Genomic DNA, 14,817 nt, shown 5'->3' with positions numbered 1-14,817 from the left:
GTCGCTTGCCTCGGGCTGTCATTAGGGCAAATGGTGGGGAGGAGATGGACATGGTAGCGAAAATCGCCCTCAAGGCCGCCACCTACGCCATCGACAAGCCCTACGACTACGCCGTGCCCGCCGAGCTGGCATCCCGGCTGGCTCCCGGCATGAGGGTCATCGTGCCCTTTGGCGCCGGCAACCGCCGCACCGAGGGCATCGTGCTGACCCTGGAGGCCCAGGGACCGGCAGGCGTGTCCCTAAAGCCGGTGCTCACCGTGCTGGACGAGGGCCCGGTGCTGGACGGGGAGGCCATCAAGCTGGCCCTGTGGATGCGGGAGCGGTGGTTCTGTACGGTGTACGACGCCGCCCGGGCCATGCTGCCGGCGGGGCTGTACTATGCCCTCCAGGACCAGTGGAAGGTGGCCGAGGGGGTGGACCGGGAGGCGGCCTTTGAGGCGGCCGGCAAGTCGGACCACGCCCGGCAGGTGGTGGAGCTGCTCTTTGCAAACGGCGGCTGCGCCGACGTGACCGCCATCCGGGAGGCCTTCGGCACCAAAGACCCCAATCCGGCCCTCAAACTGCTGAGGGACAAGGGGATCATTACCCTGGAGACCAGCGCCGCCCGGGGTGTGGGGGACAAGACGGAACAGGTGGCGTCCCTGGCCATGCCCGCCCAGGAGGCCCTGGATCAGGCTGCCGCACGGCGGCGGACCGCCCCGCTGCAATACGCGGTGGTGGAGCTGCTGTGTGCCATTGGCGAAGCTTCCACCAAGGAGCTGTGCTACTTTACCGGGGCCAGCTCGTCCACCCTCCGCGCCCTGACCAAAAGCGGGGTCATTACCCTGGAAAAGCGGGAGGTCTACCGCCGGGTGCAGGTGGAGGGCGTGGAGCAGCTGGCTGAGCCGGTACTCAACGGCGAGCAGCAGGCCGCCTTTGACGGCCTCAACGCTTTGACTGCTGGAAATAAGCCTGCCGCCGCTCTGCTCTACGGCGTCACCGGCAGCGGCAAGACTCAGGTGTATCTGAAATTGATCTATGAGACCCTGCGGCGGGGCCGCACCGCTCTGGTGCTGGTGCCCGAGATCTCCCTGACCCCCCAGCTGATGCGTCTGTTCTCCTCCCACTTCGGGGAGCAGATCGCCGTGCTGCACTCCTCTCTGAGAGCGGGGGAGCGGTACGACGAGTGGAAGCGCATCAGGGCGGGGGAGGCCCGGGTGGTCATCGGTACCCGCTCCGCTGTTTTTGCACCCCTGAAGGACCTGGGCCTCATCGTGCTGGATGAGGAGCAGGAGGGAACCTATCAGTCGGAAAACGTGCCCAAGTACCACGCCCGGGACGTGGCCAAGTTCCGCTGTGTCCAGCACAAGGCTCTGCTGCTGCTGGCCTCGGCCACCCCGTCCATCGAGACCATGTACCAGGCCCGGCAGGGCGCCTATCAGCTGTTTACCCTGAAGCAGCGGTATAATCAGCGGCCTTTGCCCCCGGTGGAGATCGTGGATATGAAGGGGGAGCTGCGCTCCGGAAACGGCACAGACCTGAGCGGCGTGCTTACCAAGGCCCTGGCCGATACCGCTGGGCGGGGGGAGCAGGCCATTCTGCTGCTCAACCGCCGGGGAGCCAGTCGGATGGTGAGCTGCGGGGAGTGCGGCGAGGTGCCCACCTGCCCCCGATGCTCCGTCCATCTCACTTACCACTCGGCCAACGGACGGCTTATGTGCCACTACTGCGGCCACTCCCAGCCTTTGCCCCCCGCCTGTCCGTCCTGCGGCGGTACCCTGAACTTCATCGGGGCGGGCACCCAGAAGGTGGAGGAGGAGCTGACCGAGGCCCTGCCCGACCGGGAGGTGCTGCGGATGGACGCCGACTCTATTTCGGCCACCCACAGCCACGAGAAGCTGTTCGCCCGGTTTGAACGGGAGAACATCCCGGTGCTGCTGGGTACCCAGATGGTAGCCAAGGGCCTGGACTTTCCCAATGTGACCTTGGTGGGGGTCATCAATGCCGACCAGTCCCTGTATGTGGACGACTACCGGGCGGGGGAGCGCACCTTCTCTCTGCTCACCCAGGTGGTGGGAAGAGCGGGCCGGGGCGAGAAGGGGGGACGGGCTATCATCCAGACCTATACTCCCGACAACGACGTGATCCGCTGCGCAGCCCGCCAGGACTACGACGGCTTCTATCAGCAGGAGATCGCCCTGCGGCGGCTGCGGGGGTGCCCGCCCTTTCGGGATCTGTTTGTGCTCACCGCCTCCGGCAAGCTGGAGGCGGCAGTGCTGCGGACCTGTATGCGGCTGCGGCGTACCCTGGAGGGATGGATGAGGCTGCCCGCCTATCAGGGTTTGGAGGTCCAGCTGTTGGGCCCCGCCCCGGCCTCTATCGCCAAAATCAACGAGCGCTACCGCTACCGGCTCACCATGGCCTGCGCCAACACCAAGCCGGTGCGTGAACTGATCGCCGCCCTGCTGCGGGCGGCCCAGACCGATAAAGAAAACAAAGGGGTGTCGGTGACCGCCGACGTGAACCCACTGGATTAGGAGGAAGAACATTATGGCACTGCGTACCATTCTCACCGACGGCGATCCCGCCCTGCACAAGGCCTGCCGTCCCGTGACCCAGTTTGATGAAAAACTCCACGACCTGCTGGACGATATGAAGGAGACTCTGGCCCAGGCCAACGGCGCCGGACTGGCCGCTCCCCAGGTGGGCATCCTCCGCCGGGCGGTCATCGTGGTGGACGCCAACGACCAGATGCTGGAGCTGGTCAACCCGGAGATCATTGCCCGGGAAGGGGAGCAGGAGGGCTTTGAGGGCTGCCTGTCCGTCCCCGGCCGCTGGGGCGTGGTCAAGCGCCCCATGAAGGCCAAGGTGCGGGCTCAGGACCGCAACGGCAACTTCTTTGAGGTGGAGGGCGAGGAGATCGTGGCCCGCTGCTTCTGCCACGAACTGGACCACCTGGACGGCCACCTGTTTACCGAGCTGGCTGGCCGCCTGTACACCAGCGAGGAGCTGGAAGAGCTGATGGCGGAGGAGGACGAGGCATGAGAATCCTCTTTATGGGTACCCCCGATTTCGCGGTGCCCTCCCTGGAGGCCCTGATTCAGGCGGGCCACCAGATCTGCGGGGTGTTCACCCAGCCCGATAAGCCCAAGAACCGGGGCATGAAGCTCCAGCCTCCGCCGGTGAAGGAGTGCGCTCTGGCCCACAATATCCCGGTGCATCAGCCCACCAAGCTGCGGGATGGTACCGCCCTGGCCCTGATCCAGGAACTGGCCCCCGAGCTTATCGTGGTGGCCGCCTACGGCCGTATCCTGCCCGACGACATTCTGGCCGCGCCCCCCAAGGGCTGCATCAACGTCCACTCGTCCCTGCTGCCCGACTACCGGGGCGCCGCCCCCATCAACTGGGCGGTGCTCAACGGGGATAAGGAGACCGGCGTGACCATCATGCACATGGCCCACGACCTGGACGCCGGAGATATCATCTCCCAGGCATCCACCCCCATCGACCCCGATGAGACGGTGGTGACCCTCCACGACCGGCTGGCCGTGCTGGGGGCCCAGCTGCTGGTGGAGACGGTGGCCCAGATCGACGCCGGTACCGCCAAGCGCACCCCTCAGGACCATGACAAGGCCACCCTGGCCCCCATGCTGGGCCGGGAGCTGTCCCCCATGGACTTTGGCCGCACCGCCCGTCAGCTCCACGATCAGGTCCGGGGCCTGATCCCCTGGCCCGCCGCCGTAGCTACCTTGGGAGACAAGCGGTGTAAAGTATTTAAAACTGTCGTTTCTGAGGAGCACACCAACGCCGCTCCCGGCACTGTTCTGGCCGCCGGGAAGGAGGGCCTGGCAGTGGCCTGCGGGGAGGGCACCGTGCTGCGGCTGGAGGAGATCCAGCCTGACGGCGGCAAGCGCATGAAGGCTGCTGACTACCTGCGGGGCCATCCCATTGAGGTGGGAACCGTGCTGTCCCTGCCGGAGCAGGGGAAATGAATCTGATCTGGACCCTGGTGGTCACCGGCGCGGTGGCCGCCCTGGGTTTGTACCTGGTGCTGCGGTGGCTGGGGGTTGCCGGTCTGCCGGTGCCCCTGGCCGCCAAAGGACTTGCAGCCAAGGGCTATATGCCTGACAGCAGAGAATGTGTAAAGGTTTTTGCCGTTACATTTGGATTCCGTGTTTTGATCTTTCTGCTGGTGGGGTTGGCGGCCTGTCTCGCGCTTTATCCCGGCTCCGGGCCAGACGCCTTCCTGTGGATCTGGAAGCGCTGGGACGGCCTGCACTACGTCAATTTGGCGGAGCTGGGCTATTCCGGCTATGTGGAGGACGGGAAACATCTGTTTCTGGTGTTTTTCCCCCTGTATCCCTGGCTGATGCGGGTGATTTCCCTCATCACGGGCAATACTATGGCGGCGGGACTGCTGATCTCCTTTGTCTGCTACGGGGCGGGCTGCGTCTTACTCTATAAGCTGGCCGCCTTTGAGCTGGGCAGGGGAGCGGCAAAACGGACGGTGCTCTTTCTGTCGGTCTATCCCTACGCCTTCTTCTTCGGCGGCATCATGACGGAGAGCTTGTTCCTGCTCACCACCGCCGCGGGGCTGTGGTACATCCGCCGCCACCGCTGGTGGCTGGCGGGGGTATGGGGGCTGTTGGCCGCTATGACCCGGATGCACGGCGTCCTGCTCATTGGGGCCGCGGCTGCCGAGCTGGTGGAAGATATGGGCCGCTTTGATTGGAAAACCATTGCCCGCAGGCTGCCCGCCCTGCTGCTGCCTGCCGTGGGTACCCTGATCTATCTGACGCTCAACTGGTCTGTGACTGGCAACCCGTTTGCCTTTACAGTCATGCAGCAGCACTGGAGTCAGGGCTTCTGTCCCATTGCCGATACCCTGTGGTATGTGCTGCAAAACGCCCTGAGTTACCCTGCGGAGCTGGTGCGGTACCAGATTTGGATCCCCACCATTGTGCTCTTCCCGGTGTTCTTTGCCCTGCTGGTATGGGCACGGAACAAGTTCCGGGGTATGTACACCCTGTACGGCTTTGTCTACCTGGTGCTCAACTATTCTCTGTCCTGGCTGCTCAGCGCCGGACGCTATCTGTCCTGCGCCCTGCCCTTTTTCCTGTTTGCCGCCGCCCTCACGGAAGGGAGGCCCAAACTGACGGCGGCGATCACCGCCGCCATGGGGGCGGGATTCCTGCTCAATCTGTTCTGGTTCCTCACCGGGGGCCAGGTCATGTGACTGGAGGTCATTATGCCCTTTTTCTACTATTTCGACACCTATTACTGGATCATTTTGGTGCCCGCCATGCTCATCGCCCTGCTGGCCCAGATCAACGTGTCCTCGACCTTCAACCGCTATTCCCGCATTGCCAGCCGCCGGGGCCTCACCGGCGCTCAGGCTGCGGAGGAGGTGCTGAAGGCCCACGGGGTGTACGGGGTGCGTATCACCCAGGTGTCCGGTAAGCTCACTGACCACTACGACCCCCGGACCAATACCATCCGGCTGTCCGACGCGGTGTACGGCTCCACCAGCATCGCCTCGGTGGGGGTTGCCGCCCATGAGGCGGGCCACGCCGTTCAGTACGCCCAGGAGTACGGTCCCATCAAACTGAGAGGGGCCATCATCCCGGTGTGCAATTTTAGTTCCCAGATATCCATCCTGCTCATCATTCTGGGCTTTGCCATGTATTCCCGGCCCCTGTTTGCCGTGGGTGTGGTGCTTTTCTCTGTGGCAACCTTCTTCCAGGTGGTCACTCTGCCCGTGGAGTTCAACGCCTCCCGCCGGGCCATCCAATCCTTGCAGGATACCCATATGCTGGACGACCAGGAGCTGCGGGGGGCCAAGAAGGTGCTGGGCGCCGCCGCCATGACCTATGTGGCCGCTCTGCTGGTGTCCATTGCCCAGCTGCTGCGCTATATCCTGGCTTTCAACAGCCGCCGGAGGGATTGATATATGACAGCCAGAGAAGCGGCCCTCCGGGCCCTGGTGGCCTGCGAACAGCAGGGCGCCTGGTCGGACGGCTTTTTGAAGAAAATCCTGCGTACCGCCGGACTGGACAGCCGGGACGCAGCGCTGACTACCCGGCTGTGCTTCGGCGTGCTCCAGAACAGGCTGCTGCTGGACCACTACCTGGGCAAGTTGTCCACGGTACGCCTGGAGAAGATGGAGCCCGCTGTCCGCAACAGTTTGCGGCTTGGGGCTTATCAATTGCTTTTCCTTGACAGAGTGCCCGACCATGCCGCTGTCAGCGAGGCGGTGGATCTGGCCCAGAAGGGCTCCAAGAACCCCCGGTCCGCCGGTCTGGTGAACGGTGTGCTCCGGTCTCTGGTGCGGCAGAAGGACAGCCTGGAGCCGCCGGAGGACCCGGCGGTGCGGTACAGCCATCCCCAGTGGCTGGCCGATCTCTTTACCCGCCGGTTGGGCAGGGAGGAGGCTGCCGCCCTCATGGCCGCCGACAATGGGGAGCCGCCCACCTGCGCCCAGGTAAACACCATCAAGGCCACGGTGGAAGAAGTGACCGATTCCCTCAGGGCGGAGGGGGTGGAGGTCCAGCCTCACCCCTGGCTGCCCGACTGCCTGCTGCTGTCTCATACCGGCAGTCTGGAGGAGTTGACCGCCTTCCAGGAGGGGCTCTTTTACATTCAGGATGCCGCCGCCAAGCTTGCGGTACTGGCCGCCGGGCCCAGAGAAGGGATGGATGTGCTGGACGCCTGCGCCGCCCCCGGCGGCAAGTCCTTTGCCGCCGCCATGGCCATGGGGGGTGAGGGAAAGGTGGTCTCCTGCGACATCCACCCACATAAGGTGGACCTGATCCGGGCGGGAGCCAAGCGGTTAGGCCTGGGTTGTATTGCGGCGGAGGTGTTGGACGGCAGGGAGTGTAAAGAAGAATTCCTTGACGGATTTGACCTGGTGCTGGCCGATGTGCCCTGCTCGGGACTTGGCATCATCCGCAAGAAGCCGGATATCCGCTATAAGGACCCCAAGCCTCTGGAGGGACTGCCCCGGGTGCAGAAGGCCATTCTGGACAACGTGTGCCGCTACGTCAAGCCGGGCGGTGCGCTGCTCTACGCCACCTGCACCCTGTTGGAGCGGGAGAATGAGGACGTAGTGCGGGCATTTTTAGACAGGCATAAAGACTTTACATTAGAGGGCTTTGAAGTGCCCGGCGACTTTGAGGGGGCCGGGGAGGGCATGGTGACCTGCTGGCCCCACCGCCACGGCACCGACGGCTTTTTCTTTGCCAAGCTGAGGAGGAAGGCATGACCGACATCAAATCCATGGATCTGGCGGAGATGACCGCCTATTTGAAGGAACTGGGGGAGCCCGCCTTCCGGGCCAAGCAGGTCTTTCAGTGGCTCCACCGGGGGGTGCGCTCCTTCGATGAGATGACCAACCTGTCCAAGGCTTTGCGGGAGAAACTGAAGGCAAGCTGTATCCTGTGCCCGCCGGAGGTGGAGCGCAAGCAGGTATCTGCGCTGGACGGCACCATCAAATACTTATGGCGGCTTTCCGACGGAAACTGCATTGAAACCGTTTTGATGCGCTACCATCATGGGAATACTGTGTGTATCTCCTCTCAGGTGGGCTGCCGCATGGGGTGCGCCTTCTGCGCCTCCACCCTGGGTGGCAAGGTGAGAGACTTGACCCCTGCTGAAATGCTGGACCAGGTACTCTTTACGCAGATCGATTCCGGCCACACCATCAGCAATATTGTGCTCATGGGCATCGGCGAACCCCTGGACAACTTTGACACAGTGCTGCGGTTTCTCTCCCTGGTCAACAGCCCCGACGGACTCAACATCGGGATGCGCCACATCTCCCTGTCCACCTGCGGCCTGGTCGAAAAAATTGACAAACTGGCCGAGCATCAGTTACAATTAACCCTATCGGTATCTCTCCATGCGCCCGACGACGAGACCCGCAGCAAGCTGATGCCGGTGAACAGAAGCGTGGGCGTGGAGAAGCTCTTTGACACCTGCCGCCGGTATTTTGAAAAGACCGGACGGCGGATCTCTTATGAGTACGCCATGGTGGACGGGGTGAACGATTCCGACTGGCAGGCGGACCTGCTGGCCAGTCACCTGAAGGGCACCCCGGGCCATGTGAACCTGATCCCCCTGAACCATGTGGCGGAGAGCCCTCTCAAGCCCAGCCGCCGGGTGGCCCAGTTCCAGAAGCGCCTGGAGTCCCACGGCGTCACTGCCACGGTACGGCGCAAGCTGGGCGGGGATATCGACGCCTCCTGTGGTCAGCTCCGCAGGAAGGCCATGCTGCATACCGATGATTGAGCTGCACTGGCTCCCAAAGCCAGGTCATTGTTTTTGCCGCAGGCCCGGGCAGCAGGGCCGGCCGGCTGGAAAAGAGGCTGATTCACTATGATCAAAGCGTGGGGCATCACTGATAAAGGTGTGGTGCGTACCCAGAATCAGGACGGGTATTACTTAGATGTGCCGTCGGAACACCTGGCTGTAGGCGTGGTGTGCGACGGTATGGGCGGCGCCAAGGCAGGCAATATCGCCAGCCTCATCGCCGTGGAGACCTTCGTGGATACCCTCCAGCACGCCCAGGGCGAGCCGGACACCCCGCCGCCCGCGGTGCTCTCCCGTGCGGCGGAGGAGGCCAACGGTGCGGTATACCGCCGGGCCACCTCCGACCCTGACTGCTTCGGCATGGGCACCACCATGGTGGCGGTGATGGTGGTGGAGAACACCGCCTACCTGCTGAACATCGGAGACAGCCGGGCCTACCACATCAACGAGGAGGGCATCACCCGGCTCACCCGGGACCACTCGGTGGTGGAGGACATGGTGGCTCGGGGAGACATCACCCCGGAGCAGGCACGCACCCATCCCCGAAAGAACCTGATCACCCGGGCTCTGGGCGCGGAGGAGCGCATCCGGGCCGACCTGTATGAGCGGGAGCTGGTCAGCGGGGACTACCTGCTGCTGTGCTCCGATGGCCTGAGCAACATTCTTTCTGACCAGGAGCTGCTCTACGAGGTCATCCACGGAGGCGATCCCGATGACTGCTGTCAGCGGCTGCGGGACATCACCATCTCAAGAGGAGCGCCGGACAACGTGACGGCGGTCCTCCTCCAGATCCTTTGAGAAGGGGGTAATGAACTATGGATCAGTACATAGGGAAATTACTCGACAACCGATATGAAATCCTGGAGCGCATCGGCATCGGCGGCATGGCCGTGGTGTACAAGGGCCGGGATCACCGGCTCAACCGGCTGGTGGCCATCAAGATCCTGAAGGAGGAGCTGGCCTCCGACGCCGAGTTCCGCCGCCGCTTCCACGATGAGTCCCAGGCCGTTGCCATGCTGTCCCATCCCAATATCATGGCGGTGTATGACGTGTCCCACACGCCCGAACTGGACTATATCGTCATGGAGCTGCTGGACGGCATCACCCTCAAGCAGTATATGCAGAAGAAGGGGGGCAAGCTGGCCTGGCGGGAGGCCCTGCACTTCATCACCCAGATCATGAAGGCCCTGTCCCACGCCCACGGCCGGGGCATCATCCACCGGGACATCAAGCCCCACAATGTGATGGTGCTGCGGGACGGCTCCCTGAAGGTGGCCGACTTTGGCATCGCCCGGCTCACCTCCTCGGCTCAGGCCACCCTGACCCAGGAGGCCCTGGGCTCGGTCCACTATATCTCGCCCGAGCAGGCTCGGGGCAGCCACATCGACGCCCGCAGCGATATTTACTCCGCCGGCGTGGTACTCTATGAGATGGTGACCGGCCGCCTGCCCTATGAGGGGGATTCTCCGGTGGCGGTGGCCATCCAGCACATCAATTCCATCCCGCTGTCTCCCCGGGAGATCGATCCGGAGATCCCCGAGGCACTGGAAGCCATCACCATGAAGGCCATGGCCTCCGACGTGAACCAGCGGTATATCTCCGCCGACGCCATGCTGGCCGATCTGGAGGAGTTCCGCAAGAATCCCTCCATCAACTTTGACTACACTCCGGCGGACCTGCTGGTCACCGAGGGGGATGAACCCACCCAGGTGCTGGGTGCCAACACCCCCAGCAATGTGCGGGCTCAGCCCGCCCACGCTGACCGCTATGAGGAGGATACCTGGACCCGGTCCAGAGGTCCCCGGCGGGAGGAGGACCCCCGCGCCCGTACCAAAAACAAGCGGTACGAGGATGACTATGAGGAGGTCCGGGGCGGCGGCAGCCGCCTGCCCATCTTCCTGGCCATCGGTGCGGTGGCTCTGTTCCTGGTGGGCATGGGCGTGTTCCTGTGGTTCTCCTTCTTTAACGGTTTGGGCGGCGGCGGTTCCACCCAGTATAATGTGCCCAAGCTCACCGGCATGACAGTGGAGGAGGCCGAGCAGCACTCCGGCGTGGTGGAGGCTGGCTTCCATATCGTAGTCGGTAATACGGTGAACAGCAGTCTGCCCGCAGGCCAAATCGTATCTCAGGACCCGGAGGGTGGCCGCAACGCCCAGGCGGGGGCTACCATCACCGTGGACCTGAGCAATGGCAGCGACTCCGACGAGCTGAAGAAGGGCGTTATGCCCAACCTGGTGGACCGGGACAAGCGGATTGCCATCAGTGAGCTCAATGCCCTGGGCTACAGCGAGGAAAAGGGCAGCCTGGTGATCCAGGAAGAGGCCAGCGAGGACGTGACCAAGGATTACGTCATTTCCACCGACCCCAAGGCTGACGCCAGTCTGGAGGGCGTGGACAAGGTCACTCTGGTGGTGAGCACCGGCCCGAAGGAGGAACCGGTCACCGTCATCAACTTTGTGACCATGACGGAGCAGGATGCCCGGGAGGCCGCCGACAAGCTGGGTCTGGTGGTTTCCGTGGAAGAGGTATATGACGACTCTGTGGAGGCCGGCCGGGTATGCTGGCAGAGCATTGACCCCAAGACCGAGGTGGAGAAGGGCCAGGCCATCCGTCTGCGGGTGAGCAAGGGGCCTGATCCCTCCGCCGGTGAGCCTACCACCGAGCCCACCCCGTCCCCCAATGAATCCACTCCGCCCACCGATCAGCCCACCCAGTCCCCCAGCGGTGAGCTCAAGTCCCTGCCCATCAACGTGAACCTGCCCCAGGATCGGGAGACGGTGACGGTGGTGGTGACCGTGAATGGTCAGGAGCAGTACCGGGACACCCTGCCCACCGTCCAGCAGCTGGTGGTGGTCACCCTGAAGGGCAGCGGGGAACAGACCGTGAGCATCTACTTCGATGGGGAGCTGAGCTCCACCAAGTCCTATAATTTCGGCTGATATGGAAGGGATCATCTTAAAAGCCCTCAGCGGCTTCTACTATGTGGACGACGGCTCCGGCAGGCTCACCGCCTGCCGGGGTCGCGGCAAATTCCGCCACCAGAAGGTGAGCCCCCTGGTGGGGGACCGGGTGGAGTTTACCCCCCTGGAGGGGGAGAGCGGCATTCTGGACGCCATTCTGCCCCGGAAAAATGAGTTCCAGCGCCCGGCGGTGGCCAACATCGACCAGCTGGTGGTGGTGGCCTCCGGGGCCATTCCGGTCACCGACCCCTTCCTCATTGACCGGGTGGTGTCCATCGCCGAGGGGCGGGACTGCGAAAGCATCATCATCCTCAACAAGTGCGACCTGGACGGGGCGGACAGCCTGTACAACACCTACACCAGGGCGGGCTTTACCACCCTGCGGGTGAGCGCCGAGACGGGGGAAGGCATTGACACCCTTGCTGCTGCAATCGCAGGAAAGGTTTCTGCCTTTACAGGAAACTCCGGCGTGGGCAAGTCCTCCATTCTCAACGCCCTCCAGCCCGACTTCCGTATTCGGGTGGGGGAGGTGTCCGATAAGCTGGGCCGTGGCCGCCATACCACCCGCCATGTGGAGCTGTTCCGGCTGGACAACGGGGCCATCGTGGCCGACACCCCCGGCTTCTCCTCCTTCGATACCGAGGAGATGGAGCTGCGGCGGCCGGAGGAACTGCAATACACCTTCCGGGAGTTCGCCCCCTATCTGGACCAGTGCCGGTTCACCGGCTGCGCCCATGTAAAGGAAAAAGGCTGTGCAGTGCTTGCGGCGGTGAAAGCGGGGGAGATCCCGGCCAGCCGTCACCAGAGCTATGTGCGGCTGTACCAGCAGGCAAAGGAAGTGCCGGAATGGCAGAGAAAATAACCAAACAGGCCCTCATCGTCGGCGCAGCCCCCTGCGCCGACCTGGCTTTTCTGGAGGATTATCTGGAGGGGGAGGACTGGACGGTGATCTGCGCCGACGGCGGGCTGCAAACCGCCCTGGCCGCCGGGCTGAAACCGGACTACCTGATTGGGGACTGGGACTCCGGCGGCGGCCCGGCCGGGAACGTGCCCTATGCCACCCTGCCGGTGGAGAAGGACTTCACCGACCTCCAGGCGGCGGCCCACTGGGCTCTGGAGCAGGGCTGCAAGGAGCTGCTGCTGTGCGGCTGCACCGGCGGGCGGCTGGACCACACCGCTTCCAATCTGGTGCTGCTGGAGTGGATCGCCCACCGGGGCGGCAAAGTCGTCATGGCCGACGGGGACAACGAGGTGCGTTTTCTGGAGAACGGCGCCCTTACGCTGGAAGATACGCCCCACTACCACTATCTGTCCATCATTTCCCTGGACAAGATTGTAAAGGGTGTTACCTTGCGGGGAGTCAAGTATCCTCTGGAAGGAGCGGAACTCACCCGTGGGGACACCCTGACCGTCAGCAACGAGCCCGCCGCACCGGTGATGGAGATCGGGGTGGAGGAGGGGGCGGTGCTGGTGATCCGCAGCCAGCGGGAACCGTAAAAGCATACCGAATACCCCACAGGGGGCGGCAAAAGCCGCCCTCTATTTTGTTGTCCGCCTCTGGGGCATGAACACAACCGCTTTCCTGTGCGTATACTGGGACAGAACCAGTGAAGGGAGGCGGCTGTTTTGACGTTGGAGGGCAAGAAGGCCCTTGCCGCGGCGGCGCTGTGCGGCGCGGGCGCGGTGCTGCTGTTTCGTCCGGGCACTCTGGCGGTCTTTGTGGCCGGGGCCTGGCTGGGCCGCCGGGGCTTTGGCTGGCTCAAACGATATTGGCTTGACAGGGAGGCATAAGGTATGAAGATCGTGGTAGTGAAGTCCCCCAAAGCCCTCAGCAGCCTGCTGAGGCTGGTATTCGGCATCAAAAAATCCGACCTGGCGCCGGAAAGCCGGTCATAGCCGGACCCCCTTGTACATATATTGCCCTAGCAGCAATCAGTCTGGGCAATGGCCCGTACAAGGAGTGGAACGCTATGGAACTGGAACTGGAACGGACGGCGCTGGACGGATTTCGCGGGGTGCTGGACGCCGCCGTGGCGCAGGAGGAGACGGTAGAGAGCATCGTACCCGACGCCTGCCCGGACCTGCTGGAGGTCTGCGATACCGAGGGAGTGGTGTGCCTCCATAGGAAGGAGGCCATGGAGGGCCGGGTGGAGCTGTCCGGCACCATCCACGCCCTGCTGCTGTGCCAGCCCGACGGGGAGGTGGGTCTGCGGAGGCTGGAGGTGGATCTGCCCTTCACCTGCACTGCTGATTCCCCCGACATCACCCCCGGCTGCAAGGTGGTGGCCCAGCCCCGGCTGCGGGGGGCGGACGCCCGGCTGGTCAACCCCCGGAAGGTGCTGGTACGGGCTGATTTGGTGGTGGACGTTCAGGTATTCTCCCCGGTGACCGACTGGGCCCCTGCCTCGGTGCTCGACCCGGAGCAGGCGGGGGTGGAGCAGCTCAGTCAGAACTGTAACACTTGTGTAACAGTATGTGTACAGGAAAAACCCTTCCCATTTAGCGATGAGCTGACCCTGCCTGGCAGCCGCCCGGAGGCGGAGGCCCTGCTGAAGTGGCGGGTGTCCCTGGAGTGCGGGGAGGCCAAGGTCATCGGCAGCAAGCTGATTTTCAAGGGCTCCGCCCGGCTCCAGGTGCTCTACCGCTGTGCCGACGGCGGGCTGAGCACCGGGGAGTTTGAGCTGCCCATCTCCCAGCTGATGGAGGTGAGCGGCGCTGGGGAGGAGGCCATGTGTCAGGTGGGGCTGATCCTCACTGATCTGAGCTGTGAGCTGGACGACGGGGACGGGCGCACCATCAGCGTATCCATGGGCCTGCTGGCCCAGGCGGTGATCCGGGAGGAGCGGAGCCTCACCCTGCTCACCGACGTGTACTCCACCCTCTATCAGCTGGACAACGAGACCCGCACCATGGACCTGAGCCGGGTGGCCGACCGTGGAGAGCGGGAGGTGGCTGTCCGGGAGCTGCTGGAGACCGGCGTGGCTCCTCAGGATGTGCTGGACGCCTATGTGACCATGGGAGACGTGACCCAGAGCCGGGAGGGGGAGCGGGTATCCCTCACCGTTCAGGCCAATGTACATCTGCTCTGCCGCACCGAGTCGGGGGAGACGGCGGCTGTCACCCGCACCATCCCGGTATCCTGCCCGGTGGAGCTGCCCGAGGGGGCCCGGTGCTCCTGCCGGTGCGCCTGTACCGCTCCGGTATATGGGGCGCCCGCCTCCGGGGGCGCGGAGGTCCGGTTCCCGGTGCGATTTGCCTGGCTGGCTCTCACCGGCAGCAAGGCTGCCGCCGTCAGCGCCGTGTCCTTCGATGAGAATGCCCCCATTGACCACGCCGGTCAGCCCTCCATCGTGCTGCGGATGGTGAGCGGGGGAGAGCGGCTGTGGGACATCGCCAAGGCCTACGGCACCACCGCCCGGGACGTGATGCAGGCCAATGCCCTGGAAGAGGAGGAGCTGCCCGACGGACAGCTGCTGCTCATCCCCAGAAAACGATAAGCCGGGAAAATGGCCGCCATTTGGCGGCCATTTTCATGGGGAGGCGGCCGGAAGCAGGCGTAGGGGCGGGGTTC

The 14,817-nt window shown here is 63.9% G+C and carries 14 protein-coding genes; all 14 read left to right on the top strand.

Translation table 11 applies throughout. The annotated features are described in order from the left end of the window. Positions 1-50: 50 nt before the first annotated feature. The 14 genes from priA (at position 51) to WHJ28_RS02015 (ending at position 14,743) form a co-directional block, all read left to right on the top strand. Positions 51-2,516, top strand: a complete 2,466-nt coding sequence (priA, locus tag WHJ28_RS02080; RefSeq protein WP_340039427.1) for a replication restart helicase PriA — start codon at positions 51-53, stop codon at positions 2,514-2,516. A 13-nt stretch (positions 2,517-2,529) separates the two neighbouring features. Then, positions 2,530-3,024, top strand: a complete 495-nt coding sequence (gene def / locus WHJ28_RS02075; protein ID WP_340039426.1) for a peptide deformylase — start codon at positions 2,530-2,532, stop codon at positions 3,022-3,024. Further along, entirely contained in the window at positions 3,021-3,971 is a 951-nt protein-coding gene (gene fmt, locus WHJ28_RS02070; protein WP_340039425.1) for a methionyl-tRNA formyltransferase, read from the top strand. The genes def and fmt overlap by 4 nt, the downstream gene beginning before the upstream one ends. Then, on the top strand, positions 3,968-5,215 hold the full coding sequence (locus tag WHJ28_RS02065) for a glycosyltransferase family 39 protein (RefSeq protein ID WP_340039423.1): 1,248 nt from the start codon (positions 3,968-3,970) through the stop codon (positions 5,213-5,215). The genes fmt and WHJ28_RS02065 overlap by 4 nt, the downstream gene beginning before the upstream one ends. A 12-nt stretch (positions 5,216-5,227) precedes the next feature. Next, complete coding sequence (locus WHJ28_RS02060; RefSeq protein WP_340039422.1) at positions 5,228-5,926, top strand: zinc metallopeptidase; 699 nt, start codon at positions 5,228-5,230, stop codon at positions 5,924-5,926. Positions 5,927-5,929: 3 nt separating this feature from the next. Beyond that, positions 5,930-7,240, top strand: a complete 1,311-nt coding sequence (gene rsmB, locus WHJ28_RS02055; protein WP_340039421.1) for a 16S rRNA (cytosine(967)-C(5))-methyltransferase RsmB — start codon at positions 5,930-5,932, stop codon at positions 7,238-7,240. After that, the gene (rlmN, locus tag WHJ28_RS02050) at positions 7,237-8,265 is read left to right on the top strand and encodes a dual-specificity RNA methyltransferase RlmN (protein ID WP_340039420.1); all 1,029 of its coding nucleotides are present in this window, start codon (positions 7,237-7,239) and stop codon (positions 8,263-8,265) included. Before rsmB ends, rlmN begins: the two co-directional genes overlap by 4 nt. 87 nt (positions 8,266-8,352) lie before the next feature. After that, on the top strand, positions 8,353-9,084 hold the full coding sequence (locus WHJ28_RS02045) for a Stp1/IreP family PP2C-type Ser/Thr phosphatase (protein WP_340039419.1): 732 nt from the start codon (positions 8,353-8,355) through the stop codon (positions 9,082-9,084). A 17-nt stretch (positions 9,085-9,101) separates the two neighbouring features. Beyond that, entirely contained in the window at positions 9,102-11,225 is a 2,124-nt protein-coding gene (gene pknB, locus WHJ28_RS02040; RefSeq protein ID WP_340039418.1) for a Stk1 family PASTA domain-containing Ser/Thr kinase, read from the top strand. A 1-nt stretch (position 11,226) separates the two neighbouring features. Next, positions 11,227-12,108 carry a ribosome small subunit-dependent GTPase A gene (gene rsgA / locus WHJ28_RS02035; protein ID WP_340039417.1) on the top strand — a complete coding sequence of 294 codons (882 nt, stop codon included), beginning with the start codon at positions 11,227-11,229 and terminating at the stop codon, positions 12,106-12,108. Then, positions 12,093-12,743 carry a thiamine diphosphokinase gene (locus WHJ28_RS02030; RefSeq protein WP_340039416.1) on the top strand — a complete coding sequence of 217 codons (651 nt, stop codon included), beginning with the start codon at positions 12,093-12,095 and terminating at the stop codon, positions 12,741-12,743. Before rsgA ends, WHJ28_RS02030 begins: the two co-directional genes overlap by 16 nt. Before the next feature lie 129 nt (positions 12,744-12,872). Further along, a complete protein-coding gene (locus WHJ28_RS02025; RefSeq protein ID WP_204704960.1) occupies positions 12,873-13,037 on the top strand; it encodes a hypothetical protein in 165 nt (54 codons plus the stop codon). 3 nt (positions 13,038-13,040) lie between these two features. Then, entirely contained in the window at positions 13,041-13,142 is a 102-nt protein-coding gene (spoVM, locus tag WHJ28_RS02020) for a stage V sporulation protein SpoVM (RefSeq protein WP_140399822.1), read from the top strand. A 74-nt stretch (positions 13,143-13,216) separates the two neighbouring features. Beyond that, a complete protein-coding gene (locus tag WHJ28_RS02015; protein ID WP_340039415.1) occupies positions 13,217-14,743 on the top strand; it encodes an SPOCS domain-containing protein in 1,527 nt (508 codons plus the stop codon). Positions 14,744-14,817: the final 74 nt, after the last annotated feature.

The organism is Flavonifractor porci (assembly GCF_037572415.1).
In the GTDB taxonomy this organism is placed as follows: domain Bacteria; phylum Bacillota; class Clostridia; order Oscillospirales; family Oscillospiraceae; genus Flavonifractor; species Flavonifractor porci.
This window is presented reverse-complemented; position numbering and strand designations above follow the sequence as displayed.

What these genes read in the sequence shown, in the direction of transcription:
- WHJ28_RS02065 (WP_340039423.1), top strand. Translation starts at nt 3,968, where the DNA reads ATGAATCTGATCTGGACCCTGGTGGTCACCGGCGCGGTGGCCGCCCTG.
- rlmN (WP_340039420.1), top strand. Translation starts at nt 7,237, where the DNA reads ATGACCGACATCAAATCCATGGATCTGGCGGAGATGACCGCCTATTTG.
- spoVM (WP_140399822.1), top strand. Translation starts at nt 13,041, where the DNA reads ATGAAGATCGTGGTAGTGAAGTCCCCCAAAGCCCTCAGCAGCCTGCTG.
- priA (WP_340039427.1), top strand. Translation starts at nt 51, where the DNA reads ATGGTAGCGAAAATCGCCCTCAAGGCCGCCACCTACGCCATCGACAAG.
- WHJ28_RS02015 (WP_340039415.1), top strand. Translation starts at nt 13,217, where the DNA reads ATGGAACTGGAACTGGAACGGACGGCGCTGGACGGATTTCGCGGGGTG.
- fmt (WP_340039425.1), top strand. Translation starts at nt 3,021, where the DNA reads ATGAGAATCCTCTTTATGGGTACCCCCGATTTCGCGGTGCCCTCCCTG.
- def (WP_340039426.1), top strand. Translation starts at nt 2,530, where the DNA reads ATGGCACTGCGTACCATTCTCACCGACGGCGATCCCGCCCTGCACAAG.
- pknB (WP_340039418.1), top strand. Translation starts at nt 9,102, where the DNA reads ATGGATCAGTACATAGGGAAATTACTCGACAACCGATATGAAATCCTG.
- WHJ28_RS02045 (WP_340039419.1), top strand. Translation starts at nt 8,353, where the DNA reads ATGATCAAAGCGTGGGGCATCACTGATAAAGGTGTGGTGCGTACCCAG.
- rsmB (WP_340039421.1), top strand. Translation starts at nt 5,930, where the DNA reads ATGACAGCCAGAGAAGCGGCCCTCCGGGCCCTGGTGGCCTGCGAACAG.
- WHJ28_RS02060 (WP_340039422.1), top strand. Translation starts at nt 5,228, where the DNA reads ATGCCCTTTTTCTACTATTTCGACACCTATTACTGGATCATTTTGGTG.
- rsgA (WP_340039417.1), top strand. Translation starts at nt 11,227, where the DNA reads ATGGAAGGGATCATCTTAAAAGCCCTCAGCGGCTTCTACTATGTGGAC.
- WHJ28_RS02030 (WP_340039416.1), top strand. Translation starts at nt 12,093, where the DNA reads ATGGCAGAGAAAATAACCAAACAGGCCCTCATCGTCGGCGCAGCCCCC.